The sequence below is a fragment of the Streptomyces sp. Ru72 genome (genome assembly GCF_002920635.1).
In the GTDB taxonomy this organism is placed as follows: domain Bacteria; phylum Actinomycetota; class Actinomycetes; order Streptomycetales; family Streptomycetaceae; genus Streptomyces.
Genome location: NZ_PQSR01000021.1, coordinates 20564 through 45418, shown reverse-complemented (window position 1 = coordinate 45418; position 24855 = coordinate 20564). Strand labels below are relative to the sequence as shown.

15 protein-coding genes are annotated in these 24855 nt (G+C 68.6%); 7 read left to right on the top strand and 8 right to left on the bottom strand.

Features of this window, described 5'->3' with window-relative positions; genetic code table 11:
• The first annotated feature begins 464 nt into the window (after window positions 1-464).
• Entirely contained in the window at window positions 465-812 is a 348-nt protein-coding gene (locus C3488_RS41055) for an SDR family oxidoreductase (RefSeq protein ID WP_219822311.1), read from the top strand.
• Window positions 809-1090: a hypothetical protein gene (locus C3488_RS42550; protein ID WP_219822310.1), complete on the top strand. Its 282-nt coding sequence runs from the start codon at window positions 809-811 to the stop codon at window positions 1088-1090. The genes C3488_RS41055 and C3488_RS42550 overlap by 4 nt, the downstream gene beginning before the upstream one ends.
• An 89-nt stretch (window positions 1091-1179) precedes the next feature.
• Here C3488_RS42550 and C3488_RS13105 read toward each other — a convergent pair whose 3' ends face one another.
• Window positions 1180-2013 (bottom strand): PIG-L family deacetylase, encoded by an 834-nt coding sequence (locus C3488_RS13105; RefSeq protein ID WP_103839571.1) that lies wholly within the window; start codon window positions 2011-2013, stop codon window positions 1180-1182.
• Between the two features lie 1753 nt (window positions 2014-3766).
• Here C3488_RS13105 and C3488_RS13090 point away from each other — a divergent pair.
• The 4 genes from C3488_RS13090 (at window position 3767) to C3488_RS13075 (ending at window position 10289) form a co-directional block, all read left to right on the top strand.
• Window positions 3767-5707, top strand: coding sequence for a SpoIIE family protein phosphatase (locus C3488_RS13090; RefSeq protein ID WP_258053395.1), 1941 nt, complete (start codon window positions 3767-3769; stop codon window positions 5705-5707).
• Between the two features lie 536 nt (window positions 5708-6243).
• Window positions 6244-8310: a SpoIIE family protein phosphatase gene (locus tag C3488_RS13085; RefSeq protein WP_103839569.1), complete on the top strand. Its 2067-nt coding sequence runs from the start codon at window positions 6244-6246 to the stop codon at window positions 8308-8310.
• Window positions 8311-8438: 128 nt separating this feature from the next.
• Complete coding sequence (locus C3488_RS13080; protein ID WP_103839568.1) at window positions 8439-9023, top strand: GNAT family N-acetyltransferase; 585 nt, start codon at window positions 8439-8441, stop codon at window positions 9021-9023.
• Between the two features lie 114 nt (window positions 9024-9137).
• Window positions 9138-10289 (top strand): hypothetical protein, encoded by a 1152-nt coding sequence (locus tag C3488_RS13075; RefSeq protein ID WP_103839567.1) that lies wholly within the window; start codon window positions 9138-9140, stop codon window positions 10287-10289.
• A gap of 350 nt (window positions 10290-10639) precedes the next feature.
• Here C3488_RS13075 and C3488_RS13070 read toward each other — a convergent pair whose 3' ends face one another.
• Window positions 10640-11578 carry a YcxB family protein gene (locus C3488_RS13070; RefSeq protein ID WP_103839566.1) on the bottom strand — a complete coding sequence of 313 codons (939 nt, stop codon included), beginning with the start codon at window positions 11576-11578 and terminating at the stop codon, window positions 10640-10642.
• 176 nt (window positions 11579-11754) lie between these two features.
• Here C3488_RS13070 and C3488_RS13065 point away from each other — a divergent pair, with 176 nt between their 5' ends.
• Window positions 11755-12471 carry a CbrC family protein gene (locus tag C3488_RS13065; protein ID WP_258053394.1) on the top strand — a complete coding sequence of 239 codons (717 nt, stop codon included), beginning with the start codon at window positions 11755-11757 and terminating at the stop codon, window positions 12469-12471.
• Window positions 12472-12673: 202 nt separating this feature from the next.
• On the opposite strand, the gene C3488_RS13055 is transcribed toward C3488_RS13065, so the two are convergent.
• The 6 genes from C3488_RS13055 to C3488_RS13030 all read right to left on the bottom strand — a co-directional run bounded on the left by C3488_RS13055 (window position 12674) and on the right by C3488_RS13030 (window position 24682).
• Complete coding sequence (locus C3488_RS13055) at window positions 12674-14233, bottom strand: alpha-N-arabinofuranosidase (protein ID WP_103839564.1); 1560 nt, start codon at window positions 14231-14233, stop codon at window positions 12674-12676.
• A 351-nt stretch (window positions 14234-14584) separates the two neighbouring features.
• A complete protein-coding gene (locus C3488_RS13050; RefSeq protein ID WP_103839563.1) occupies window positions 14585-17626 on the bottom strand; it encodes a glycoside hydrolase family 2 TIM barrel-domain containing protein in 3042 nt (1013 codons plus the stop codon).
• A 66-nt stretch (window positions 17627-17692) separates the two neighbouring features.
• Window positions 17693-21145 carry a putative Ig domain-containing protein gene (locus C3488_RS13045; RefSeq protein ID WP_103839562.1) on the bottom strand — a complete coding sequence of 1151 codons (3453 nt, stop codon included), beginning with the start codon at window positions 21143-21145 and terminating at the stop codon, window positions 17693-17695.
• A 330-nt stretch (window positions 21146-21475) separates the two neighbouring features.
• Window positions 21476-22411: a carbohydrate ABC transporter permease gene (locus C3488_RS13040; RefSeq protein ID WP_258053393.1), complete on the bottom strand. Its 936-nt coding sequence runs from the start codon at window positions 22409-22411 to the stop codon at window positions 21476-21478.
• On the bottom strand, window positions 22408-23340 hold the full coding sequence (locus C3488_RS13035; RefSeq protein ID WP_258053392.1) for a carbohydrate ABC transporter permease: 933 nt from the start codon (window positions 23338-23340) through the stop codon (window positions 22408-22410). The genes C3488_RS13040 and C3488_RS13035 overlap by 4 nt, the downstream gene beginning before the upstream one ends.
• 4 nt (window positions 23341-23344) lie before the next feature.
• Entirely contained in the window at window positions 23345-24682 is a 1338-nt protein-coding gene (locus C3488_RS13030) for an ABC transporter substrate-binding protein (RefSeq protein WP_103839560.1), read from the bottom strand.
• Window positions 24683-24855: the final 173 nt, after the last annotated feature.

Genomic DNA, 24855 nt, shown 5'->3' with positions numbered 1-24855 from the left:
AGTCCGCCCATGGTGACCCAGGGGGTTCGCAACAAGCCTCAGGGGACTCGCTGCAGTCGCTGTCGGCGGCGGCCTGTCGACACCGCCGTCCGCCGACCCCGCGGGGCGGATCTACGAGACCGTCTGACCTGCCTCGGGCCGTTCGCACAGTCGCAGTAGACGAATCCGCCACGACCGGGCCCGTGCACCGGTTGACGCTGCCACCGTCAAGTGCAGCGAACATCGACCACCGGAGCCGGCACGTTCCACACGGCGCCGTCCGGCTCCCCCGGGGGAGCCGCATCCGCCGCCGCTTCCGCTTCCACGGGCTCGACCTGTGGCTGCCGTCTCACAGGGCCCTCCCAGTTTCAGGTCGTCCGGCCGGACGTCGGCTGGGGCAGGGCGCCTTTTCCCTCGAACGCCTCTCACCAGGAGCACAGCATGTCCCGCACCACCCCCGACCTCACCGGCAAGAAGGCCGCATCATGGGTGGCACCAGCGGCATGGGCCTGGCCATCGCCCGGCACGTCCTCGACGCCGCCGGCAGCGTCGTCGTCACCGGCCGGACCCCCTCCGGCGCCGAGGACGCCACGGCCGCTCTGGCGGACTCCGGCCGTGTCACCGCGCTGGCCGCCGATCTCAACGACGCCGACGCCGTCGAGCGGCTGCGCGCCGACCTGGCCAAGGACCACGCCGACGCCGCCCTCCTGGTCAACGCGGCCGGCGTGTTCGCCCCGAAGCCCTTCGTGGACCACCCGTACGCCGACTACGACCGCTACCAGGCCCTCAACGGGCCTTCTCCTTCCTCACCCAGACCGTCGCCGGCAACATGATCGCCCGCGGCATCAAGGGATCCATCGTCAACATCGGCTCCATGTGGGCCCACCAGGCCATCGCCGCCACCCCGTCCTCGGCGTACTCGATGGCCAAGGCGGCACTGCACTCCCTCACCGAGCACCTGCCATGGAACTCGCCCCGCACGGCATCCGGGTCAACGCGGTCGCTCCCGTTGTCGTCCGTACGCCCATCTACGAGGAGGCCATCCCCAAGTCCGACGTCGACTCCGCGCTCGACGGCTTCAACAAAGATCCACTTTGGCAACAGACCCTAGGGGGTGGTGTCCTCGCAACCGCCACGTCACCGAGCAGGGATACCCTGATGCTCAACGGACGCCGGAGCGGACCCCAGAAGGTCGGCGGATCAGCGCAGTCCGGCGAAGAGGTCGTTCTCGGGCACGGCCGCACCGGTGGTGTCCTGGACCCGTACGAAGGTCTCGACGCCCATCAGCTCGGTGAACCTCTTCTGGCCCATCTTGAGGAAGAAGATGTTCTCGCCCTGGCTGGCGTGCGCGGCCAACGCGTCGAACTTCTGACCGCCGAACGCGGTGGTGTCCACCCAGGTGGTGATCTCCTCGTCGGGAAGTCCGATCTCGGCCAGCGCGGCGGCCTCGGCGGGATCCGCCTCCTGCCAGTCCGCACCGAACTCGCGCATGACCTCCCCGAACCGCTGCATCATCGAGCGGGGCGCCGTCGTCCAGTACACCTTCGGTATCGGCGCGGTCATCGCCAGCGCAGCCATCGTGATGCGGTGTGCCTGGATGTGGTCGGGGTGACCGTAGAAGCCGTTCTCGTCGTAGGTGACGACCACATCGGGTTGGTGGCGGCGCAAGAGTTCCGCGAGTCGGGCAGCCCCCTCCTCCACGGGTGTCCGCCAGAAGGATCCGGGGGCGTCGTTGGCCGGCCAGCCCATCATCCCGGAGTCGGCGTAGTCCAGCATCTCCAGGTGACCGACCTTCAGAATATCGCAGCTGGACTCGAGTTCTTGACGCCGCATCAAGGCGACGGCTGCCGGATCGTGCCCGGGCTCGCCCGGCTTGACACCGCCCGGTCCGTCACCGCACCTGCCGTCGGTACACGTCACCAGGACCGTGCGGATGCCCTCCGCCGCGTACCGCGCGAGGACACCTCCCGTTCCAGTGGCCTCATCGTCGGGGTGAGCGTGCACGGCCATCAGCGTCAAGGGCCGGTCATTCATGAAACAGTCCTCCTGTGAAATCGCCGCATTCTCAATCTGCGCCGGTTGTATAAGCGGTCGCCCCGATATCGGATGACCGGGTGCACAACGGACTTGAGGGCACGCGCGGCGCCGGTCCCCCGAGCGGTGCAACAGCGCTGGCCGGATCGGCTGTTCCCGCCGGCACGGGAACACTACTGGGCGATGGTGCCGTCGGCGTTCACTACGCTGAGCACGGGCGTGCCTTCCGACCCGCGCGGCAACGCGGGCCTACTCGACAGCAGAGGCGTGGCTGCGTCCGTCCCGCCAGGAGACCGGCAGGTGGTCCAGGCCTTCCTCACCGCGGCTCCGACGGCCGATTCGAGCAGCTGCTGCAGGTTCTCCACCCCGAAGTGAAGTTCACCGTCCACACCCCGAACGGCACGTTCATCACTCTCGGGGCCACCGAAGTCGCCACCCGCGCGCGAGTGGCCGGCAGCGCAGCACGAGGACGTGCGGCGACCGTCAACGGCCGCCCCGCCGTCATCTCCTGGAGCGGGGACGGCACCCCGCCTTCCCTCCTGGCCTTCACTGTCTCCGACGGCCACATCACCGAGATCACCGCCGTGGTCGACCCGGCCAAACTCGCGCTCATGGACCTGCCGGACCCCGGTGTGACTCCCTACCGGCGAAGGCCGCGCAAACTCGTCGGCGGGGAAGGCATCACCGCACGACCTGGTCGTTGCCCGAGCCGATGCCCACCGTGGCCGTGGACAGCCCTGCGCTTTCCACGAATTGGGCCGCGGAGCCGAGGTGGGATGGTTCTCCGGACACTCGCAATGTGTCTCATCGAGTGACTTCTCGGCGGCTCCCGCACGTGTCTGGTCGGCCGCCCGTTACGAGGATGTCGGGTTCCTTGAGCACTGGGGTTCGCTCAGCCGTCGCCTGTCAGCGGCCGAGTACCCCGGGATGGTGACGGCGCGCTCCGAGCCGACGGCGCCGTGGTACTGGCCCCCACCGCCAGCGGCGTCTTTCGCGTGATCGAATTCCACGATCCCGCGCTGGTCGCGACGTTCGGCTTCCCCGACGCGCTCGCGCACTGACCCGCAACGGGTACGGCCTTGACGGCACGCCCCGCATCCCAGGCCGGAGGAACCTGGAGCTGCGGCACTGGGGGCGTTCCGCAGAACGTCACGGAGCGTGCCGAAACGTCATCGCGGAGCTCGCCGCCAACGCCGTCCACCCCGGCGGCATGCCGGGCCGGGGTTTCCGACCCCGGCTCGTCTACGACCCGTCGACCGGGCGTCTGCGCGTGGACGTCACCGACGCCGTGGCGCCTCTACCCGCCGATCTCCCGGGCCGCGGAAGCTGAACCCGATCCGTCATGGTCGGCATCACGGACATCGGATGACGCCTGCGGTGCATGGGCTGCGGACGGATACGGACGGGCGGCAAGCTAACATTTAGTGGAGTTTGCCTGATTTGCGGGGATTCCCGTCGCTGCATGTGCAGGCCCGTGACCCAAGAGTGAGCAGGAGACGAGTTGGCACCTGCGGCAGCCAGAGCCGGGAGTCACCCACAGCAGTCAGGGCTGGGCTTTCGGGCCGCCTCGTACAAAGCACTGCGAGGCGCTGAGACGCTGACGCTGGCCCTCAAGGCCACGGAGTGTCTGGAAGGCCGCGGCGCGTTCCTGCACTGGTGCGATCCTGCGGCCGGCCGACTGCATCTGGTTGCGGCCAGCGGGTTGGCTGCGGAGAGCGCCGAGGCGTGGGCGGATCTCTCCGATCGGCAGGACGTGGCGCCCGCACGTGCCATACGCAGCGGTGAGTACGTCTGGGTGGGCGGCGACAGCCTGGGCATGCAGGCAACCGGCACGGCAGCGGTGCCCCTTCTCGGTGCCGACGGGCCGATAGGCGTGCTCTCCGTGATCATGGGAGGGGCCGGCGAGCCGGATGAGGTGCAGCGATCCTTTCTGAATTCTGTGGCGCAATGGGCCGCTGCATGCCTGGAGGACCTGCCTGGCAGGCTGCCCGTCCGCGGTTCGGCGGCCGGCTCCGAGCAGACGGTGCGGATGGGCAAGCTGACCTCGGCACTCGCCGAGGCGCTCACCTCGCGGGAAGTCGTACAGGCCGTCGCGGCGCACGTCCTGCCCCCATTCGGCGCGGACGGCCTCATATTCTGGGTCTTCGAAGGCGGCCGACAGCGTGTGGTCGGCTCCTCCGGATACACGCAGGAATTCCTCAGCATGCTCGACGGGATCCCCGTAGCCGACTACCCCGTGGCCACCGACGTGCTGGGGACCCGTACTCCCCGGTTCATCGAATCAGCCGCAGAGTACTGCCGGCGTTATCCCACGCTGGCGCACATCCCGTCGGCGGCCAAGAAGAACGCGTGGGCGTTCCTCCCCATGATCGCGTCCGGACGCCCCATCGGCATGTGTCTGGTGTCTTTCGCCCAGCCGCGTTCCTTCAGCGACGAGGAGCGCACGCTGCTGACCGCGCTGAGCGGTCTGGCCGGCCAGTCGCTGGGGCGCGCCCGGTTGTACGACGTGGAGCACGCCCGGGCGCAGGGGCTGCAGCGTGGCCTGCTTCCCCGGACACTGCCCCGCCTGCCTGCCGCCTGCGCCGCCGCCCGCTACCTGCCCGCGGGCCGGGGCGAACAGGTCGGTGGCGACTGGTACGACGTGATCCCGCTGTCCGCGGACAGGGTCGCCATGGTGATCGGCGACGTCATGGGACACGGCATTCCGGAAGCGGCCACCATGGGCCAGCTGCGCACCGCGGTGCGCACCCTCGCCGACCTGGACATTCCCCCCGACGAGCTACTCAGCCGGCTCAACGACCTGGTCAGTGACCTGGGCGAGGACTCCTACGCCACGTGCCTCTACGCCGTCTTCGACCCGATCACCCGGATATGCACGTTCTCCCTGGCCGGTCATCCCCCGCCGGTCGTCGTCCGTCCCGATGGCACCGTCCACAGGCCCGACCTGGCCGCCGACCCGCCACTCGGGGCCGCCGAGCCACCGTTCGAAACGCACGAACTGCTTCTGCCTGAGGAGAGCCTGCTCGTCCTGTGCACCGACGGGCTCGTCGAATCCGCTTCCCAGGGCGTCGACCGAGGACTGGCCCGACTGCAACAGATCCTCGCCCGGCATGCGGTGCCCACCTTCATGGCACGGGACGAGGCCGACGACGTCCAGCACCTCGACGACCTGTGCGACACGGTGGTCTCGGCCCTGCTGCCCGACCATGCCCGGACGAACGACGACGCAGCACTGCTGATCGCCCACACCCGGGCCATCGACGCCGGTGATGTCGCCTCCTGCACCCTCCCGGAGGATCCCCGCGCGGCCGGCCAGGCCCGCGAATTCGTCCGCACGAAACTGGCCGCCTGGGGACTGGACGATCTCGCGATCACGACCGAGCTGCTGGTCAGCGAGCTGATCGGCAACGTGATCCGGCACGCCAAGGGCCCCATCCACCTGCGCCTGCTGCGCAGCCGCTGCCTGACCTGCGAGGTATACGACGGCAGCCTCAGCACCCCGCGCATCCGCCACGCCGCCTACACAGACGAGGGCGGCCGCGGCCTTCAACTCGTCGCCGCCCTCTCCAAACGCTGGGGCGCCCGCTACCTCCGGGACGGCAAATGCATCTGGACCGAGCAAGACATCCCCGTCCCGCGTGAAAGTTCCGGTGATGTTCCAGCGCCCGCCGCCACGTCCAGGTCGACGCGGTAGGCCACGCCCAGGTTGGGCTCCATGCGGTCGGCCCGCTCGGTGCCGCGCTGCGGGAGCCGGGCCTGGCAGGCGAGGACCAGCACTTCCCTGCTCATCGGCGCACCGGCACTGCCCTTCATATCCGGTTCCATCGTGTCCTGGACGCAACTCGTGGTCCGCGAACGACGGCCTGACCCTGTGCATCGATCCGGTGCAAGGGGCCTGCACCGTCGAGTGGTTCCTGAGCCGCGGGAACGCGGGCCTCAAGGCTCGCCTCCCCGACGCGATGCAGGAGCAGGGCCTTCCTCGGTCGTCGCTGCTTATGCCAGCAATCGGGAAGCACGCCACACCAGCCACAACACGCAACCGTGCGTCACAGCGATTCACGTGCCTGCCGCCAATGGCTATGGCGCCACTGGTGCTGAGCGACATGCACCGGTGGTCAGCCGGTCCCGGACGGCCGTGGCGTGCGGTGTTCCCCAGGGAGGGGTATGACTGGCAAGGAGACCCGCGGATGGGCCACGATTCCGGCGCTGCCGCCGGAAGGAGCGGCTGGTATGCCTGAGCGAGAGTCCCGGACCGGGAAGGACTGGGGGGACGGCATGGCTGCGCCCGGCGGGCTGCTGGATCTGTTGCGAGTCTCCGCCGTGGTCGTGGACAGTGACGGGCGGATCGCTCTGTGGAGCCCCGAGGCCGAGCGGTTGCTGGGCTTCTCCGCTGCTGAAGCACTGGGGCGGAACGCGGGCGGGCTGCTGCTGGCACCGGAGAACCGGGCACGGGCGCGCGAGCTGTTCGAGCGCGTGCGTGCGGGTGGGAGCTGGGCGGGAGTCTTTCCGGTGCGGCACAAGGATGGCTCGACGCGCATGGTGGAGTTTCGCACCATGCAGTTGCGCGATGCCGGCGGTGATGTTTACGCCCTGGGCCTCGGCACCGACGCCGACACCGTACGGAACGTGGAGTGGGACCTGGCCCTGTCCCACATCCTGGTCCGCCAGTCGCCGGTGGGTATCGCGGTGTTCGACACCGACCTGCGTTGGGTGCGCGTCAATCCGTCACTGGAGCGGATCAATGGTGTGCCCGAGGAGGCGGTGCTTGGCCGCCGCGTCGGCGAGGTTCTCCCGGCGCTGGATGTCGAAGCCATCGAGTCGCGGATGCGGCGGGTCCTTCAGACCGGTGAGCCGCTGCTGGATCAGCAGACGATCGGCCGGACGGCTGCGGACAGCGAGGATCACACCTACTCGGAGTCGTACCACCGGCTCGAGGATGCGAACGGGCGGGTACTGGGCCTGGCGATCGCGGTGCTGGATGTCTCCGAGCGGCAGCGGACTGCGGCCGAGATCGCCAAAGCGCGAGAGAGGCTGGCGGTGATAGCCGACGCCGGTATGTGCATCGGCACCACGCTGGACCTGCGTCAGACTGCGCGTGAACTGGCGGGGACGGCTGTGCCGGAGCTCGCCGACCTCGCGGCCGTCGACGTACTCGACTCGGTGGCCGGTCTGGGCGGCACCACGGCCGCACTGCAGGTCGAGGGCTCGCTCGTATTCCGGGCGCTCGCCGTCGCGGCGGGCTATCCCACCGATGCGATCGGGGCCGCTGATCCGGTCGGCGAGCTGGCGTCATACAGTGCGTCACGGGTGATCACCCAGAGTGTGCAAGAGAGGCGGCCGATCCTGCTGCAGCGGGTGAGCGGCTCGACGATGCGGCGTATCGCCCGGGACGATTCCGCCGCCGAGACGCTCCGGCAAGCCGGGGTCCACTCCTATCTGTCCGCCCCCCTGATGGCCCGTGGCGAGGTACTGGGCACACTCAGCCTCTACCGCACGGTGAACGCCCGGCCGTTCGACGACCAAGACCTCACGCTCGCCACCGAACTGGCCGCGCGCGCCGCCGTCTGTATCGACAACGCCAGGCTGTACGGGCGCGAGCGCAGCACCGCGCTCACCCTCCAGCGCAGTCTGCTCCCCCAGGAGCCACCTGACTACGACGGCATCGAGGTCGCCTGCCGATACCTGCCCGCGGTCAGCGAGGTCGGCGGCGACTGGTTCGACGTGCTGCCACTGAGACGCGGCAAGCTCGGCCTCGTCGTCGGGGATGTCATGGGCAAAGGGGTGCACGCCGCGGCGATCATGGGCCAGCTCCGTACAGCCACCCGCGCCCTCGCCCGACTCGACCTGCCCCCGGCCGAACTGCTGTACCACCTCGACGACATCACAGCCTCACTCGGCGACTCCGACTCGATGGCCACCTGCCTCTACGTGGTCTGCGACCCACGGCACGGCCGATGCGAGCTCTCCCTCGCAGGCCATCTGCCGCCGGTGCTGGTGGACCCGGCCGGGAGAGCCGAATTCCCTGACATATCCAGCGGGGTGCCGCTCGGGGTGGGCGGCGTGCCGTTCAGCACCGAGGAGCGGGAACTGGCGGAGGGAACGCTGCTCGCGCTGTTCACGGACGGTTTGGTGGAACGGCGCGAAGTATCCATCGACGTCGGACTTCAGGACCTGCTCGGGCTGTTGGGCGGCACCCGGCTCCCCCTGGAGGAGACCTGCGACGTCCTACTCGACGCCTTGAACCGGGAACCGGACGACGACGTTGCGCTGCTCCTCGCCCGGCGAGGGAACGGGTAAGACATCGGCGTGATGCCGTCGCCCGGCCGCTGTCGCACAGGAGATCCAGCCCAACGCCGTCCAGGCCCTCATCCCCAACGAGCGACTCTTTGTTGACGTGGGTGACCAGCGTCGGGCGATCATGGTGTATGACCCGCGCTTTGTCGACGCCGCCCGTCATCGCCTGCGGCTTGCTCGGCAGTTCCCCCCAACCCGTGCTCCCCACCACCGGGGGGTTGTTGCTTCGCCCCTGGGAAGAAGCCGACGCGCCAGCGTTCCTTTCTGCTTACCACGACGATGAAGTCCGCCGCTGGCACACACGTCGGCCCGCCACCGAGTCCCAGGTGCGCGAATGGTTCGACGCATACCGCCAGGACTGGAAGCACGAGAGGGGCGGCCACTGGGCGATCACCCGCGATGGCGTCGAGGTGCTCGGCCGGATCGCCCTCCGCGGTCTGGACTTCGACGACGGCACAGCCGGCACGGCCTACTGGGTGCTCCCGGCCGCCCGCGGTGCTGGTGTGGCCACGCGCGCCCTCTTGGCGCTTACCACCTGGGCCCTCGACGAAGTCGGCTTCCACCGGCTGGAGCTGGACCACTCGACCCGCAACCAAGCCTCATGCGGAGTCGCCACCAAGTCCGGCTACCTCCTGGAAGGCACCAGGCGCAGCGCCGCCGTGCATGACGATGGCCGACACGACATGCATCTGCACGCCCGCGTCCGTGGCGACTGAGCCTGGCTGATTCGCCGTATCGCTGCCGAACCGTATCGTACCGGCTCACCTTGACCCGATCCCGCCCGCACCCGGCTCCGCGGGTAGCAGCGGGATCGCCGCGTACTCCGAGGAGTGTCGACGTCGCCCCAGACGTACACCCTCGACCAGACCGTCCACCGCCGCGTCCCCTACTCCCGGCTGTCCACGGGGATACGCAGCGAATGGACGTTCCGGGCGGGATACGCCGAAGGCAAAGAGCTCCCCTTGATCGACACCGAGGTGAGGGTCTCCGGGCTCGATGCGGCGGGTCGCGCCGCCGCCGGGCCGGTCCGGATCGACGCAAGCGTCACCACCCGCAACGCGGACGCGGCGCAGACGAACACCAGGACTTCGGGCCTGGCTTACTCCACGGACGACGGCGCGACCTGGACCGATCTGCCCGTCGCCGTCGACGGCTCGGCGACGCTGGACGTTCCCGCCACTGCCTCCTTCGTCACCCTGCGCGTCACTGCCGTCGACGACCTGGGCGGCAGCCTCAGCCGCACCGTCGAGCGGGCGTTCGCAGGGCCGGTTCCGCAGGGCGACGAGGTGGTGGGCTCGACCCGCATCTCCAACATCGTGGTGAACGGCGGCAAGCCGGTGGAGCTGTCCGACCAGCCGCTCCAGGAATTCAAGGCGAAGTTCACCGCCACCGACCCGTCGGGAATCGCCGGCGGCGACATGTACCTGTACCGGGGCTCGTACGCCACCCCCGACGCCGTTCTCTACAGCCCCTGGCGAGCGACCTGCACCAAGGTCAACGCGACCACGGCCACCTGCGAGGCCCAGTTCGCCTACATCCACCCGCGCTGGACCCTCGGCCGCAACTCCCTCGCCGACACCTGGAAGTTCGCTGCCTGGGCCGAGTCGGCGGACGGCACCGGACACATCGATCTGCATGCCGCCAAGACGCTACCCGTGCTGCGCGACGCGCTCCTGACGGCCAACGCGACTCCCGAGCCGGTGACAAGGGGCAAGCCGCTCACCGTCACGGGCAAGCTCTCCCGTACGGACTGGGAGACGCTCGGCGGCTATCACGGATACGCCGGCCAGAAGGCGCAGTTGCAGTTCCGCAAGGCGGGGGCGTCCACGTACACGACCGTGAAGACGGTCGCGACGGACAGCTACGGAAATCTGAAGACCGCCGTGACGGCATCGGAGGACGGCTACTGGCGCTACACCTTCGCGGGCACCTCCACCGCTGCTCCCGCCACCGCCGGGGGCGACTTCGTCGACGTCCGCTGACACGCGATCGGCGGCGGCCCTGCGGAAGCGCTCGTCGGTCCGTCCTGCGTGAGGCGGGCCGACGAGCATGGTGGGCCGCTGCGATTCCGGGGCTGCCGGCCGTGGGCGCTTCCTGCGGCCGCGGCGTCCCGGGCGCAGGTTCTCGCAGCTCGCGACCAGCGCATGGACTGCGGGCGCCGGGGTGTCGCACCTTTCGGGCCTGACTGCTCCCCCGGCCTGCCGTGAGGGCAGCAAAGGGCCGATGACGTCACGGTTCGGCAAGACCTCAGACACGCCTGGCCCTGGACCAAGGCTTCTGCGGCCCGCCGCCGAGCGATGATTTCCGAGCCCGCCCGAAAACCGTGGCCCGCTCAGAAGTCGTAGCAGACGTAGGCCCCGTCAGGCTCGCGGGCGATCCGGTCCGAGCCCCAGCAGTGGAGCATCGGCCCAACGCGGTACAGGGCTGCGCCACCGGCCAGCAGGACGAGGACGGCGAGCGCGGCGGTCACGGCCCGCATGGCCGTCATCCGCCGTACGAGCCACCAAGCCCCGGCGACGGCGAGCGCGCCCAGCCCCAGCATGACGGCCGACATCGGGGCGGTGTTGTTGTGCAGCCCGGGGAAACGGTCCGGGTGCGCGGCCTGGTGGACGGCGGCGAAGGCGAAGAAGAACAGCAGCAGTCCCAGCAGCAACAGCCCAACGGAGCCGACCCCGCGGCCGACGGCCCGGCCCCGGCTCCGCGGAGTTCCGGGCGCCTCGCCGGCGTCCACGCGCATGAGCCGCCGGTCGAGGACCGCCCGGAGCCGGTCCACCTCCTCCCGATCCGCCACGGCACGCTTGGGCAGGACGACGAAGCCGACGGTGGACTTGTCGGCGGTGAGGAGCACGAACAGCTCCGGCGTCTCGACATAGCGCGAGTAGAGGTGCCAGTCGCGGCTGGCCGAGCTGTGCGCGGTGGTGAGCCGGATCCCGGTGTCGTCGACTGCCCCGCAGATGTCCCCCTGCCGTTCGGCGAGCCGGTGGAGGCGGCGGGCCTGCAACCACGGCACCGCAGCCATGAAGGCGACGAAGACCGCCACCCCCGCATACAGCAGCCACGGTGTGTCCCGGTGACCGGAGCCGGCCGACGACAGCAGGGCGCCGACGATCGTGACCGCCACCGTCCAGACCAGCAGCCCGCGCTGAAAGCGTCCCGCGCCGGTGCTCCTCGCGCGTGCCCGCAGCGCGGACGCCAATTCGCCGACGGTCGGCCGGTATGCCAACTCCACCGGCCTCTCGGCGACCGCTCCCGTTTCCCGGCCCTCGGTCATGTCCCCTCCCCAGTAAGGTGATCAACCGGATCCTAGAGGCCTTCCGAGCCGCTCCGGTGACCTGCGGTGACCGACCCTTGGGGGCCGCACCGCTCCCCGGGCGAGCGCCGGCAGCCCCCGTCCCGACGGGCGCCGCAAAAGCACGTCCCGGCGCCGAGCGGGCCGCCATCCGAGCCATGGCCGACACCGTCCTTGAGGCCCAGCAACGCCATAAGCATCGCCCCGCCTTACAAGTCATCCCGATCGGCCGGGCCAACAGACGTCCGACGTCGCCGCTTGATCGTAAACCGTCATCGAGACAGACTGCCCTCCATAGGAACAGTGGGCAGGGCTACCGCGGTGCAGATCGGCAAGCGGCGATGAGCACCAGCCTGCCCTTCTTCCGGTACCACCCAGACCCTGTCGCAAGTGGGTCCATCCGCGCCTCCGCCGAGACGTGCGCTTGCTGCGGGCGCGACACCGGCTGGATCTACACGGCCACCTTCTACACCGCGCACGATGTCGACGGACGTTTCTGCCCGTGGTGCATCGCGGATGGAAGCGCGGCTGAACGCTTCGCGGGTGAATTCACCGACTCCTACGGGCTTGACGGCGTCAGCGAGGATGTCTTGCACGAGGTCACCCGCCGCACCCCTGGCTTCCACGCCTGGCAGGATCCGCACTGGCTCGTCCACTGCCAGGACGCGGCCGCGTTCGTGGGCGAAGTCGGCTACGGCGAGTTGGCGGCGCATCCGGAAGCCCTCGACCAGCTGCGCGTCGACATGCGCATCGACGGTTTGCGCGACGAGCACCAGCTTGAGAACTTCCTGACGCACCTGGGCGAGGGGGCGACCGCCATGCTTTTCCGCTGCACCATCTGCGGCGACCATCTCGCCTACGCCGACGCCTCCTAGAAGTCGTCGCCCTGGGTGAGCCTGCGACAGCAGATGAGGGTGCAGGCGATGCCGGCGAAGGCCAGGAAAGGGCCGGCCCCGCGTTCTTGGCACCGGCGCAGGCGTCAGCATCCGGCGAGCCAGGCCGTGGTGCGTTCGATGGTCCAGCGGTGCGGGCCCGACGCTGGCTGAAGTCTGCACCCTCGCGGGCGATTCGGGGCGATCACACCCGAGACAGTCCCTCGGCGAGCCGGATCACGTTCCAGGACAGCGGTTCGAGGACAGCGCTGAGGGTGCCGTCGCTCAGGGTGGTCCCGGAGACCTGGTGCGGGGTCACGCGTTGCGGATGGGTGAGGGTGTTGCGGGCGTCGGGGTCGGCGTCCGCGAGGGCGCTGTGCTCGACGACCGACGTCAACCCGAGGCCGTTCAAGGTGACTTGCAGGGGAAGGGATTGGGTGCGGCTGCGGTTGACGGCGAACACGGTGACCGAGCCGTCCTCGGCGCGCACGGCCGTGGCGTGCAAAAGGTCTGCCTCGCCGTACTTCTCCGTCTCGTACGTCGGCGAGTCCACCCGCACGTCGAGGACCTGCCCGCGGCCGTACTTCGATGCCTGCGCGAAGGGGAAGAACGTCGTCTGCCGCCAGGCCGGGCCACCCGGCTCGGTCATGATCGGGGCGATCACATTGACGAGCTGAGCGAGGCAGGCGACGGTCACCCGGTCCGCGTGGCGGAGCAGCGCGATCAGCAGGGAGCCGAAGACGACGGCGTCCAGGACGCTGTAGTTGTTCTCCAGCAGACGGGGTGCCTGCGCCCAGTCCCGCGAGTCGGAGTTCTCTATCCCGTGCCACTCCGCGGCGTACCAGACGTTCCACTCGTCGAAGGACAGATTGATCTTCTTCTTCGACTTCAGCCTCGCACCCACGTGGTCGCAGGTGGCGACGACGTTCTCGATGAAGGACTCCATGTCGACGGCGGAGGCGAGGAAGGACTCGAGATCGCCGTCCCGGGGCTCGTAGTAGGCGTGCAGGGAGATGTAGTCCACGAGGTCGTACGTCTCCTGCAGCACCGTCGCCTCCCACGCGGCGAAGGTGGACATCCACTGGCCGGAGGAGCCGCAGGCGACCAGTTCCACGGACGGGTCGATCTGGCGCATGGCGCGGGCCGTCTCGGCGGCGATGCGACCGTATTCCGCGGCGGTCTTGTGGCCCGTCTGCCAGGGGCCGTCCATCTCGTTGCCGAGGCACCACAGCCGGATGCCGAAGGGGTCCTTGTCGCCGTGCGCTCTGCGCAGGTCCGACAGGGCCGTGCCCTCCGGATGGTTGGCGTACTCCTGGAGTTCCAGGGCCTCGGCGACGCCGCGCGTGCCGAGGTTGATCGCCATCATGGGCTCGGCCTGGGGGCCGATCTTCTTCAGGAAGGCGATGTACTCGGACAGGCCGAAGCGGTTGGTCTCGGTCGACCGCCAGGCGAGGTCGAGGCGGCGTGGGCGGTCCTCGACCGGGCCGACCGAGTCCTCCCACTTGTAGCCGGAGACGAAGTTGCCGCCGGGGTAACGGATCGTGGTGACGCCGAGCTCGCGGATCAGCTCCAGTACGTCCGTACGGATGCCCGCCTCGTCGGCCGAGGGATGGTCCGGCTCGAAGATTCCGGTGTAGACGCAGCGGCCGAGGTGTTCGACGAAGGAACCGAAGAGACGGGGGTCGACCTCGCCGACGGTGAAGGAGGGGTCGAGGGTGAAGCGGGCCGGGCGGGTGGGAACAGCATCGGCGGTACGGGGGCTCATGGAGGTCCTTTCCACAGAGCGCGTGAGCGTGGGCCAGGCGTTGCACATCGGTGTTTCCCGTGCTGTCGGCGTACGGGCCCGTCAGGGACGTGGTCCTGCCGACTCTGATCTTCCCAGGTGGAGTTCCTTCGGCGCAGGGACGTCCTGGGAGGCGAACAGGTAGGAGTGGAGGCGTGCTTGACCCCGGGCGCGCAATCAGCGTACGAGGGCCCCCGGTGGGGAACGCGGGTTACCTGATGCCTGAGGTGGAGATGCCGGCGATGAAGGTGTGCGGCGGTACGCGCCGCGGCCGGCGCGGAAGCCGGCCTCCCCCCAGGGCGGATCCCGCACGCTCGGGGGCAGCCCGGTTGATCAGTGCCTTACGGCTGACGCCAGTCCCCCTTCCGCATCACCGGTGCCCAGACGCACGGTGAGGGTCGCCGAGTGGGGGTGGAGGCGGTGCTGGGGCAGGGCGTCCGGGCCGCAGGAGGCGCTTCCGAGTCCGTGGTGGGCCAGGTCGAGGGTGAGCCAGAGTGTGCCGTCCGGGACGAGGTCGCTGCTGTGCCGTGCCGCGTCCATGGCCTCGGCCGTCCACGGCCGCAGGGACAGGTCGACGCCGGTGGGGGCGGAGAGGTGCAGCACCTGGCCGTCGGCCCAGCGGATCTCCGCTTCGCGTACGCCGCTGCGGTTGCCGTTCTCCTGGGGCCGCACGTAGGGGGTCTGCAGTTCCTCCACGGTGGCGTGGAACCTGCCGAGGCGGACGGCCTGCCTGCTGTCGCGGTAGGACTCGCCGGGCCCGTACCCGTACCAGTCGAGGCTCGCCGCGCCACCCGGAAGGCCGAGCCGGATCCCGAGTTTCGGCAGGGTGGCCGACCGCTGCGGCCCGGCTCCGTGACGCGGATCCCCGAGGCCGGTGTCGAGCCGGCCGACCGGGGTCAGGTCCAGCTTCAGCTCCAAGGCACCGGAGGCGTACGCGGTCCACGTCCAGCGTCCCTGTATGCCTCCGTCCTGACCGGCGGCCCGGCTGACGGTGTCGACGACCAGCCGCTCGCCGTCGACGGCGCAGCCGATGGTGCGGTGCACGAGCCGGTGCAGGCCCAGTTCTCTCCACACCCGTGCCTGTCCGTTGCCGCCGCGGTCGTTGTCCGTGGGGGCTCGCCACAGGTCGAGTCGGGGGCCGACCAGTGCCAGGTCGCCGAGCTGGACGAGTGCACCGAGGGCGTTGAAGGTCGCCTCGCCCAGTGTCCATCCTCCCGTCGTGCGCTGCGGGCGCAGGGCGACCGGCTCGCGGCGCGGTTCCTCGGGCGTCGTAAGGATCAGCTGCGTGAAGGCGATCTCGTGTCCGGCCGGGACGCCTCCGTAGTCCTTGGCCAGTACGGCGCGCACCGTCAGGACCTGCTCGCCGCCGGCCTGCGGGTCCGTGGTGACGGTTTCGTCGAGGACCACCTCATGGCTCGCGCGGGCCGGGACCGGTGGCAGGTCCAGGACGCCGTCCGCCAGCGGGACGCCGTCGGCTTCCATGCGCCAGTCGAAGGCGAGGAGCGAGGTGTCGAGGAAGTCGAAGTCGTTGCGGATCAGCAGGGTCAGCCGGTTCGACGTGTGCTGCAGTCGCATGCGGACGGGGGCGATGACGGCCTTGTACGCGACGAGGCCCGGCGAGGGCGTGCGGTCGGGGAAGAGCAGGCCGTCCGCGATGAAGTTGCCGTCGTGGACCACCTCGCCGAAGTCGCCCCCGTAAGCGTAGAAGGGCCGGCCGGCGTTCGGGCCCTCGGTGGTCTTCTGGAGGATGCCGTGGTCGATCCACTCCCATACGAAGCCGCCGTGCAGCCGGGGATACCGGTCGAACAGCTCCTCGTACTCGGACAGGCCGCCGGGGCCGTTGCCCATCGCGTGCGCGTACTCGCAGAGGATGAACGGCAGCCGCCGGCGGTGCGAGTCGGCCGCGGCGTCGGCGGTGCGGGGCTCGGCGTGCATCCCGATGAGGGCGACCTCGTCGGGGCTCGCGTACATCCTGCTGTACACGTCCACGTAGGGGCTGTCGTAGTCGCCCTCGTAGTGGATGAGCCGGTCCGGGTCGCGGCGGCGGGTCCACTCGGCCATCGCCCGGATGTTGTCCCCTTCGCCGGCTTCGTTGCCCATCGACCACATGACGACGCTGGGATGGTTCTTGTCGCGTTCGACCATCCGCTGGACCCGGTCCAGGAAGGCGTCGCGCCAGCGGTCGTCGGCGGAGGGGTTGTCCTTCCAGCCGAGCGGGCCGAAGCCGTGCGTCTCCAGGTCGCATTCGTCGATCACCCACAGGCCGTACTCGTCGCACAGGTCGAGGAACCGGGCGTCGGGCGGGTAGTGGCTGGTACGGACCGCGTTGATGTTGTGCCGCTTCATCAGCAGAACGTCGGCTCGCATGGTCTCCGGATCGAGGGTGCGGCCGGTCTTCGGGTGCCATTCGTGCCGGTTGACGCCCCGGAAGCGGATGGGCGAGCCGTTGACGGTGATGGTCCCGTCGACGACCCGGACGGTGCGGAATCCGACGGCGAGGGTGAGCGTCTCCCCCTCGGACCGGAGCGTGCCCGCGTACAGCCGGGGCGTCTCGGCCGTCCAGGGCTCGACGTGGGCGATCCTCTGCGGTTCGCCGGTGGGCAGGCTTATGACGCCGAGTTCGGGGATGTCCACCACGGCGGGAACGTCGCACTCGACCAGGAGCAGGCCCTCGCCGGTGCGGTGGTCGAAGTCCGCGTGCACGAAGTGGTCGCCGATCGCTCCCGCGGGCCGCTCGATCAGCTGGACGGAGCGGAAGATGCCGGAGAGCCACCACATGTCCTGGTCTTCGAGGTAGCTGCCGGCGGACCACTGGTGGACCCGGACGGCAAGAACGTTTCGGCCCGGCTGAAGCGCCTCGGTCGCGTCGAACTCGGCGGGCAGCCGGCTGCCGGTCGCCCAGCCGAGCTCCGTGCCGTTCAGCCAGACCGTGAAGTGCGAGTCCACCCCCTCGAACCGCAGCACCCAGCGCGGCCCGGGAGCGACGGAGTCGACGACGAACTCCCGGCGGTACTCGCCGGTGGGGTTGTCCTCCGGCGGGTGCGGCGGATCCACCGGGAAGGGATAGACCACGTTGGTGTAGGCGGGCAGGCCGAAGCGCCCTCGGCCCGCGTCCAGGAGGTCTCCGTTCTCGTCACGCAGGCCTTCCATCTGCCACATGCCGGGAACACGCACGTGGTCCCACACCGAGTCGTCGAACCCTGACTCCTGGAAGCCTTGGGTCATCTCGCCCAGTGACGGACTGAGCCGGAACCGCCAGCGACCGTCCAGATCGATCGTCCGGGCGTCGCTGCGGGCGCTCGCCCTCGGGGTCAGACGGCCCTCGCCCGGGCTGAACAAGGCAAGCCGCCTGCTCGTCGGGGTGTTCGGGGTCATGGAACGCCCTCCGTAGCGGGATTGCAGGGGTCGGGGTGGGAGTGTGCGCGCGTGCGCGCCTTCGGATCACGCGTCGTGCTTGACGTCGCCGTAGAGTTCGACCTCGGAGAGGTTGCCGTACCAGCTCGAGGCGTTGTAGATCCGCAGGTACCGGTAGTGGTCTCCGCCCGAGGTGGGCTGGTCGCTCCAGGCGTTCGCGGCGGCCCCGGTGAGTGGCTTGGTGAGGTCGGTCCAGGTCTGGGCGTCGTTCGACCCCTGCACGACGGTGCCGTTGGCCCGCTGCGGGTGGCTGGCCCGAGGCAGGATCAGAACCTCCTCGGGCCGTACGGTCGCGTGCGCGCCGAAGTCGATGACGTAGTACGCGCCTGCTCCGCTGTTCAGGTCGCCGTACGTGTCGGCAGCGCGGTCGAAGAGCAGGTAGCCGACCTCGTCGGCGCCCAGTCCGTTGCCCGGCCACTGTTTGTCGGAGGCGGTGACGGTGGCCAGCTTGGCCACGTCGATGAAGTGCGCGGGGTCGCCCGCGATGTAGAGCTTCGATCCGTCTGTGGTGCCGTAGGCGGTCGGCCCGGCCTTGCCGTCGGCGTCGAGGTAGTCGACCGCGACCTGGATGTCGCCCGGTGGCACGTTGTCGAGTTCGACCGATGCGGTCCAGTTGACGCCGTCCGCCGTGTTCGCCTTCGCCGTCACGCCTTGGACGGTGACGGTGACCTGTTGGATCGGCTTCTTCGCGGTGACCGAGACGTCGACTGTGTCACCCGTCATGATCTTGCCCGCGATGGCCTGGGGCGAGGCGATCGAGGTCGCCTCGACCAGGTTGCCGCTCTCGTGCCGTTCGCCGTAGATGTGGAACTCGGTCATCTCGAACACGTTGCGGACGATGCCGTAGAGCACGTCGGGCAGGGGTTTGAGCATCTGGACCTTGAGGTAGCGGAATTGCGCGTTGCGCAGAGCCGGGTCGACGGCGAGCGTGTTGAAGTCCTGGGTGAACTGGGTCACGCCCGGGGTCAGCCGGGTCCAGTTCTTGCCGTCGTCCGAGCCGTAGACGGTGGAGTTCGCGAGCCGGTCGGCGAAGATGTTGCTCTGGAATCCGAAGCGGGTCGCCGACACCCGGAAGTCGGGCCCGAAGTCGAAGGTGTGGGAGAGGTTGACCGCCTGGCTGTACACGGTTCCCGACTGGTTGTCGCCGTCGACGAGGTTGCCGATGTTGGCCCCGGCCGTGGAGGCGACCACGAGCGAGGGGTAGTCGAGACTGCCGTCCACGGCCGTGTGCGGGGAGACGAGGGTGAGACCGTCGACCGCCGTCACGAGGTGGGCCAGCGCCGCGAGGTACTCGTCGTCGCTTCCCTTCGTGCGCAAGGCCTCGGCAGCGGTGAGCGCCTGGTCGTAGGCGGTCCTGGTGTCGGAGACGTACTCGGCGTCGGCGTCGTGGCCTTGCTGCGCGAGCGTGAGCGCGTCGGAGCGGTTGTGGGCGGCGGCGAGTACGACGTGGTGGCTCGCCACCGTAGTGCCGTCGGAGACAGTCACGGTGACGACGGTGGAGCCGGCTGCGGTGGGCGTCCAGGTCAGTTGGCCGGTGGAGGCGTCGAGGGTCGCCCCGGTGGGCAGTCCCCGGGCCGTGTAGGCGAGATTGCCGGTGCCGTTGTAGTGCGCGGAGAGGTCGGCGGTGGCGGTCGCGCCCTTCCAGTCGACGATGCGCGCGGTGGAGGTGTCGTCGAAGGTCGGGGGTGTCAGTTCGGCGGCGGCGTTGGTGTCGATGTGATCGATGTCGATGGTCCCGTTGCCGGTGGCCTGGATGAACAGGATGTCGCCGATGGAGTGGGGGTACATGACGTACCGCCATGCGCCGCCGGTGTTCGGCACAAGGATCGTGCGGTCGTCGTGGCGGTCGAGGCGCAGCCGGACTTCGCCGTCGGTGCGGACCCGGAAGGCGAGGAGCTGCTTCTTGCTCGAGCCGCTGAGGTAGGCGATCTCGGAGCCGTGGCCTGAGGTCGACATCCGCACGTAGCCGGTGTCGCCGTCGGTTCTCTTCTCGACGTCGCCGGAAAGGCGGGTGTACTTGTTCTCGACCTCCAGAATCGTCGGGCTGTCGGGCAGCGGCGGGACGGTTTGCCCGGCCGCCGAGGCCGGCGCGAAGAGCCACGAGTCGCCGCCGCCGTCCACGTTGTCCCACGCGTTGTTGAGGCCGCCGCCGTAGTAGTAGAGGGGGCCGTTGCGCTTGGCGTACGCCTCGGCGAAGTACGGCGCGAGTTTCTTGACGTCCTCGCCGCGGGTGAACGCGTAGTAGTAGTAGATGTCCCAGAAGCTCGCGGTGTTGTAGCGCCCGCGGTAGCCGTACGAGATGTGGTTGTAGGTGTCGCGGATGGTGCCGTCGGGCGAAATGGCGTAGGCCATCGGAGTCCACGGGGTGTCGTAGCCGAGCATGTATCGCCAGAAGTAGTCGGCGGCGGCGAGGATCCGGTTGTCGAGGAACTCGTAGGGGCCGACTGCGTTCGGGGCCTCGGAGACGGTGCCGGCGACGGGGTCGACCTTGGTCCCCTGTGCCAGGAGCATGCGGGAGATGATCGCCGCGTTGGTGAGGTCGCCGCCGCCGTGGGCCTGGTCGCGTCCCATCTCGGCGTGCTGGACGTGCGGGTCCTTGATCGGCTTTCCGGTGGCGTCGTCGGTGTCGACCCATCGGAACAGCCGCGCGATCGAGCCGTTGAAGCCCTGGTCCTTCGCGGTGGCGTTGACGGTGAACCATTCGACCGACCGCTTGTAGAGGGCGGTGTCGTCCATGAAGATCGAGCCGGCCATCGCGCCCATGAGCGGGTAGGTGTGCTGGTTCATGAAGTGGTTGTTGTCGTTCTGAAAGGTCTCGATGACCGGGACGACAAGGTTGTCGGTGAACGCCCGCGTGTCCGCGTCGGTCCAGGGGTACGCCTCGTCGGCGCACGAGGTGTAGCGCAGCAGCTCGGCGGCGGAGACCATGCGGTTGAGGGGTATGCCGGTGTGGATGTGCGAGTCGGTGAAGTACTCGTACTTGGCGGGGTCCATCTGCTCCCAGATGCGGATGATGGCGAGGGCGTTCTTGCGGTAGACCTCCTCACCGGTGAGCACGTAGAGGATCGCCTGCGTGTAGGACTTCAGGCCGTCGGCGATGAAGCGGCCGTTGAAGCCCTGGCTGTTGAACGCGTCCGAGGCGGGCTTGGTCGGGTCGGCGCTGCTCCGGTTGGACGACGTCACCCCGGTCCCGGCCGCCGCCGACCGGCGCATCGCCCGCAAGGACGAGGTCCAGGGTTCCGCGCCCGCGGCGATCTGCCGACGGGCGTTCTCCAGGATCGGCTCGGTCAGGCCGACGCCGGGGTGGACGAACCCCTGCGCGCTGACAGTGGACCGGAACGTCACGGTGCACGTGCCGGGCTCCTGGGCGGCGGCCGGACGGGACACCGCGATGAGGAGTCCGGTGACGAGCAGGAGCGCTGCTGCGAACGCGCCGAGTCTTCGGACGCGAGCGCCTGCGGCGGCTGGAGTCGGATTCACAGAGAGCACCTTCTTCCTTGGGTCAAGGATTCAAAGGAGAAGTTCGGTGCGAGCAGGAGCCCTGCGGCGAGCGCGCGCGTGTCGACGCGTGGGACGAACGCGTCGGCACGTGCTGCGGCGAATCAGGCAATGGGTCGACCCTTACGAAGGGGATGTCCTGCCGTTCGGGGCATGGGTACTGGATGCAGCCGGTCCGGCGAGGTCGGACAGGACACCGGAGGATCCGCGCGCGGCCGGCCTTTCAACCACCGGTCGTCGAACCCTTCTCCGCTCGAAGGAGCGAGTGCCGTCGAGACGATCAGGTCGTAGCCGGCCCGGGCGGACTCGGGGTCACTTGAGGCTGCCGAGCGTGACTCCCGAACGCCAGTAGCGCTGCATCGAGACCATGAGGATCACCATCGGGATCAGCGAGATGATCGATCCGACCACGACCATGCCGGTGAGGTCGACCGAGCTGTCCGTCTTCACCTTCAGCCAGGAATACAGGCCGAGCATGACCGTCCACTTGGTGCTGCTGCGCAGGAAGACCAGTGGCCCGAAGAACGAGTTCCACATGCCGACGAAGCCGAGGATGAAGATGGTCGCCCCGCCGGTGGACATCAGGCGGGCGCCGATCGTGAAGAAGATCCGGTACTCCCCCGCGCCGTCGATACGTGCCGCCTCCAGCAGCTCGGGCGGGATGGCTCCCTCCGCGTACACCTTGGCGAGGTAGACGGAAAAGGCGTTGAAGAAGCTCGGGAGAATGATGGCCGACGAGGTGTCGACGAGGTTCAGGTCGGTGAAGAGCAGGAACGAGGGAATGGTCAGCAGGGCACCCGGGATCAGGAACGACCCGATGATGCAGCCCATCAGGAATCCGCGGCCCTTGAACTCGTACATGGCGAGGGCGTAGCCGCAGGCCACACAGATCAGGGTCATACCTGCGGTGCCCAGGAACCCGTAGATCAGCGTGTTCCGCATCCAGGTGAGGAAGATGCCGTCCTGGTAGGTGAACAGCTGCCGCAGGTTGGTCCAGAGGTGGATGCTCGAGAACCACAGGCCGTTGGTGGTGTAGAGGTCCCGCTGGCTCTTGGTCGCCGAGACGATCAGCCACCAGACAGGGGCAAGCGAGTAGATCAGGAAGAGAACCAGGCCGGTGATGACGAGTGCTTTGGTACGGGTGGCCTGGTGGGGCTGACCGACCTCGCTGCGCCGCCGGACTGGCCCTCTGCCGGCCGGCTTCGGTGCGACGGCACGGTCGTTCGTCCTGTGCATGGTCGTTGTCATGAGGTGGGCGCCTTGTTCGTGAGCCGGTAGAAGATCGCCGAGGCGGTGCCGACGACGACCGCGAGGATGATCGACAGGGCGGCTGCGTAGTTGAACTCGCCCTGGCTGAAGGCCCAGTCGTAGATGTCCATGATCGGGGTGAAGTCACGGGTGACTGTTTCAGGCGTCATCGACCGGAACAGCACGGGATCGCTGAATATCTGCAAGGTTCCGATGATGCTGAGCACACTGGTCAGCACCAGGGATCTGCGGATCAGCGGCACCTTGATCGACCACGCGATACGCCACTCCGATGCCCCGTCGATGCGGGCGCTGTCATAGATCTCGGCCGGCAGCGCCCGCAGCGCGGAGTACACGATGAGCATGTTGAAGCCGATGCTGCTCCATGCGATCAGATTGCCGATGGAGATCCAGATCATGGAACCGCTGTAGAAGTCGGCGCTGATTCCGAGGTGTTTGAAGAATGGTGTCAGGGGCCCTACAGCCGGGCTGTAGATGTAGATCCAGATGAGCGTCGCGACGATGCCCGGGATCATGTAGGGGATGAGGAGGGCGATCCGGAATCGGTTGGCGACTCGTTGCGCCGCCGCGTCGAGGAGCAGCGCGAGTCCGACGGCGGCCAGTTGGATCAGCGGGATGCTGATCGCCCCGAAGAGGGCGACCCTGCCCATGGCGCCCCAGAAGTGCGAGTCCTGGAGCCCCTTGGTGAAGTTGTCGAGTCCGACGAACTCGACGGTCTTGCCCCCGAATCCCAGTCCTGAGCTCTGCTCCTGGTACAGGCTCTTCCTGAGCGCCATGACGATCGGCGTCACGGTGAAGAGCCCGAACCCGAGGAAGAACGGCACGGTGAGGGAGGCGCCCTTGAGCGCCATCACTCTGCGCCAATGCAGACGCGGCGTGCGGGGCGGCTGCTGCTCGACGACGGTCATGCTGTCAGCCTTCGACGTTGATGTGCTTGGACTTCAGGTCGGCAACGGTGTACGTCTGCATGTGCTCGAGCGCCTGCTGGACTGTGATCTTCTTGGTGACGATCTTCGCCCACTGGTCCTGGAGTTCGGCGAACACGCCGGTGTAGTTCGGCCCGACCACCCAGGAGTCCTTGGCGCTGGCGACCGCCTTGAGGATCACGGGCTTCGCCTTGGACCGGTACGGCCCGAAGAGCTTGGGGGGGACGACGGAGTCCACCCACGGCGACGGGTCCGGAATCGCGCCGGGCCAGGTGTACTGCTTGGTGTCCTTCCGGTACGAGGCGTTGATCGCGTCCTTGGAGGTGTTCAGCCAGACACCTGCCTCCGTGGCCTCCTTCAGGTGGGCACAGCCCTTCGGCACGAGCAGGCCGCTGTTGGCGTTGTGCGCCTGTGTGGTGAACGATGTCGCGTCGGAGAACTGCGGGAGGTCGATCGGCTCCCAGTCCCCCAGCGTCTTCTTGTAGTTCAGTTCGTACTTGGTCAGCTGCCAGGTCTGGGTCGGCAGGGAGACCATCTTGCCGGAGTCGAAGTAGCTGATGAGTGCCGGCCGGTCGGTGTACGTCTGGTTGGCGACTATGCCGTTGTCCACCAGTTGCTGGATGATGTTCCCGGCCTTGAGAGACTCAGGGGACAGGAAGTTCACCTTCCACTTGTCTCCGTCCTGCTTGTACCAGGAGCCGCCGGCCTGCTGGACCAGGTTGACCAGGGTCGACGGGTCTTCGCCGGCCAGGTTCATCACGTAGATGCCGTGCTTCTTGAATTCCTTGCCGGCCGCGATCACGTCGTCCCAGGTCTTGGGGGGCTTGATGCCGTACCGGTCGTAGACCTTCCGGTTGATCACCATGAACGAGGGGTTGAAGCCGGTCGGGATCGCGTAGTCCCTGCCCCCGGCCTGGACGGCGGGAACCGCTGCCGGGATGAAGAGCCCCTGCTTGACGTAAGGCTCCAGGTACTGGGTGATGTCGGCGAGCAGTCCCTCACCGACCAGGCCCGGGACCTCCGCGCCGTTCTTGACCAGGCACGGGACGTCCTTGCCCGAGGCGACGGCGTTGCGGAGGTTGGCCATCGCTCCCGGGTTGTCGACCTGGCTGACCACCTGGATCTTGATGTCCTTGTGGGTCGCGTTGAACTTGGCGGCAACCGGCTCGGTGGTCAGCGCCTCGTCCCAGGTCCACCACTTGATGGTGACCGGGCCCTTTGCGCCGGAGTCGCTACCGCCATCGCCTCCACCGCCACAGGCGACCAGGGCCACGGACAACGCCATCGCGGTGGCGGAGGCCAGCACGACCTTCTTGCGGTTCATGAAAACCCTCCCAGGAGTGCGGGCATGAATGACGGCCCGATCGGCTGTCCGGCCGTGCGCGCCGGAACATCGTAGAAATCGCTCTCTACGGAAGCTAGGTGCTCGCCGCCTGCCGAAGCAAGATGTCAGTCGCGAAAATTCTCAGTTAAGAGGCACCATCTGCCCGCATCGGA

Excerpts from the sequence above, each read along its gene's own strand:
- C3488_RS41055 (WP_219822311.1), top strand. The coding sequence starts at position 465 with ATGGGTGGCACCAGCGGCATGGGCCTGGCCATCGCCCGGCACGTCCTC.
- C3488_RS42550 (WP_219822310.1), top strand. The coding sequence starts at position 809 with ATGATCGCCCGCGGCATCAAGGGATCCATCGTCAACATCGGCTCCATG.
- C3488_RS13105 (WP_103839571.1), bottom strand. The coding sequence starts at position 2,013 with ATGAATGACCGGCCCTTGACGCTGATGGCCGTGCACGCTCACCCCGAC.
- C3488_RS13085 (WP_103839569.1), top strand. The coding sequence starts at position 6,244 with ATGCCTGAGCGAGAGTCCCGGACCGGGAAGGACTGGGGGGACGGCATG.
- C3488_RS13080 (WP_103839568.1), top strand. The coding sequence starts at position 8,439 with ATGACCCGCGCTTTGTCGACGCCGCCCGTCATCGCCTGCGGCTTGCTC.
- C3488_RS13070 (WP_103839566.1), bottom strand. The coding sequence starts at position 11,578 with ATGACCGAGGGCCGGGAAACGGGAGCGGTCGCCGAGAGGCCGGTGGAG.
- C3488_RS13065 (WP_258053394.1), top strand. The coding sequence starts at position 11,755 with ATGGCCGACACCGTCCTTGAGGCCCAGCAACGCCATAAGCATCGCCCC.
- C3488_RS13055 (WP_103839564.1), bottom strand. The coding sequence starts at position 14,233 with ATGAGCCCCCGTACCGCCGATGCTGTTCCCACCCGCCCGGCCCGCTTC.
- C3488_RS13050 (WP_103839563.1), bottom strand. The coding sequence starts at position 17,626 with ATGACCCCGAACACCCCGACGAGCAGGCGGCTTGCCTTGTTCAGCCCG.
- C3488_RS13040 (WP_258053393.1), bottom strand. The coding sequence starts at position 22,411 with ATGACAACGACCATGCACAGGACGAACGACCGTGCCGTCGCACCGAAG.
- C3488_RS13035 (WP_258053392.1), bottom strand. The coding sequence starts at position 23,340 with ATGACCGTCGTCGAGCAGCAGCCGCCCCGCACGCCGCGTCTGCATTGG.
- C3488_RS13030 (WP_103839560.1), bottom strand. The coding sequence starts at position 24,682 with ATGAACCGCAAGAAGGTCGTGCTGGCCTCCGCCACCGCGATGGCGTTG.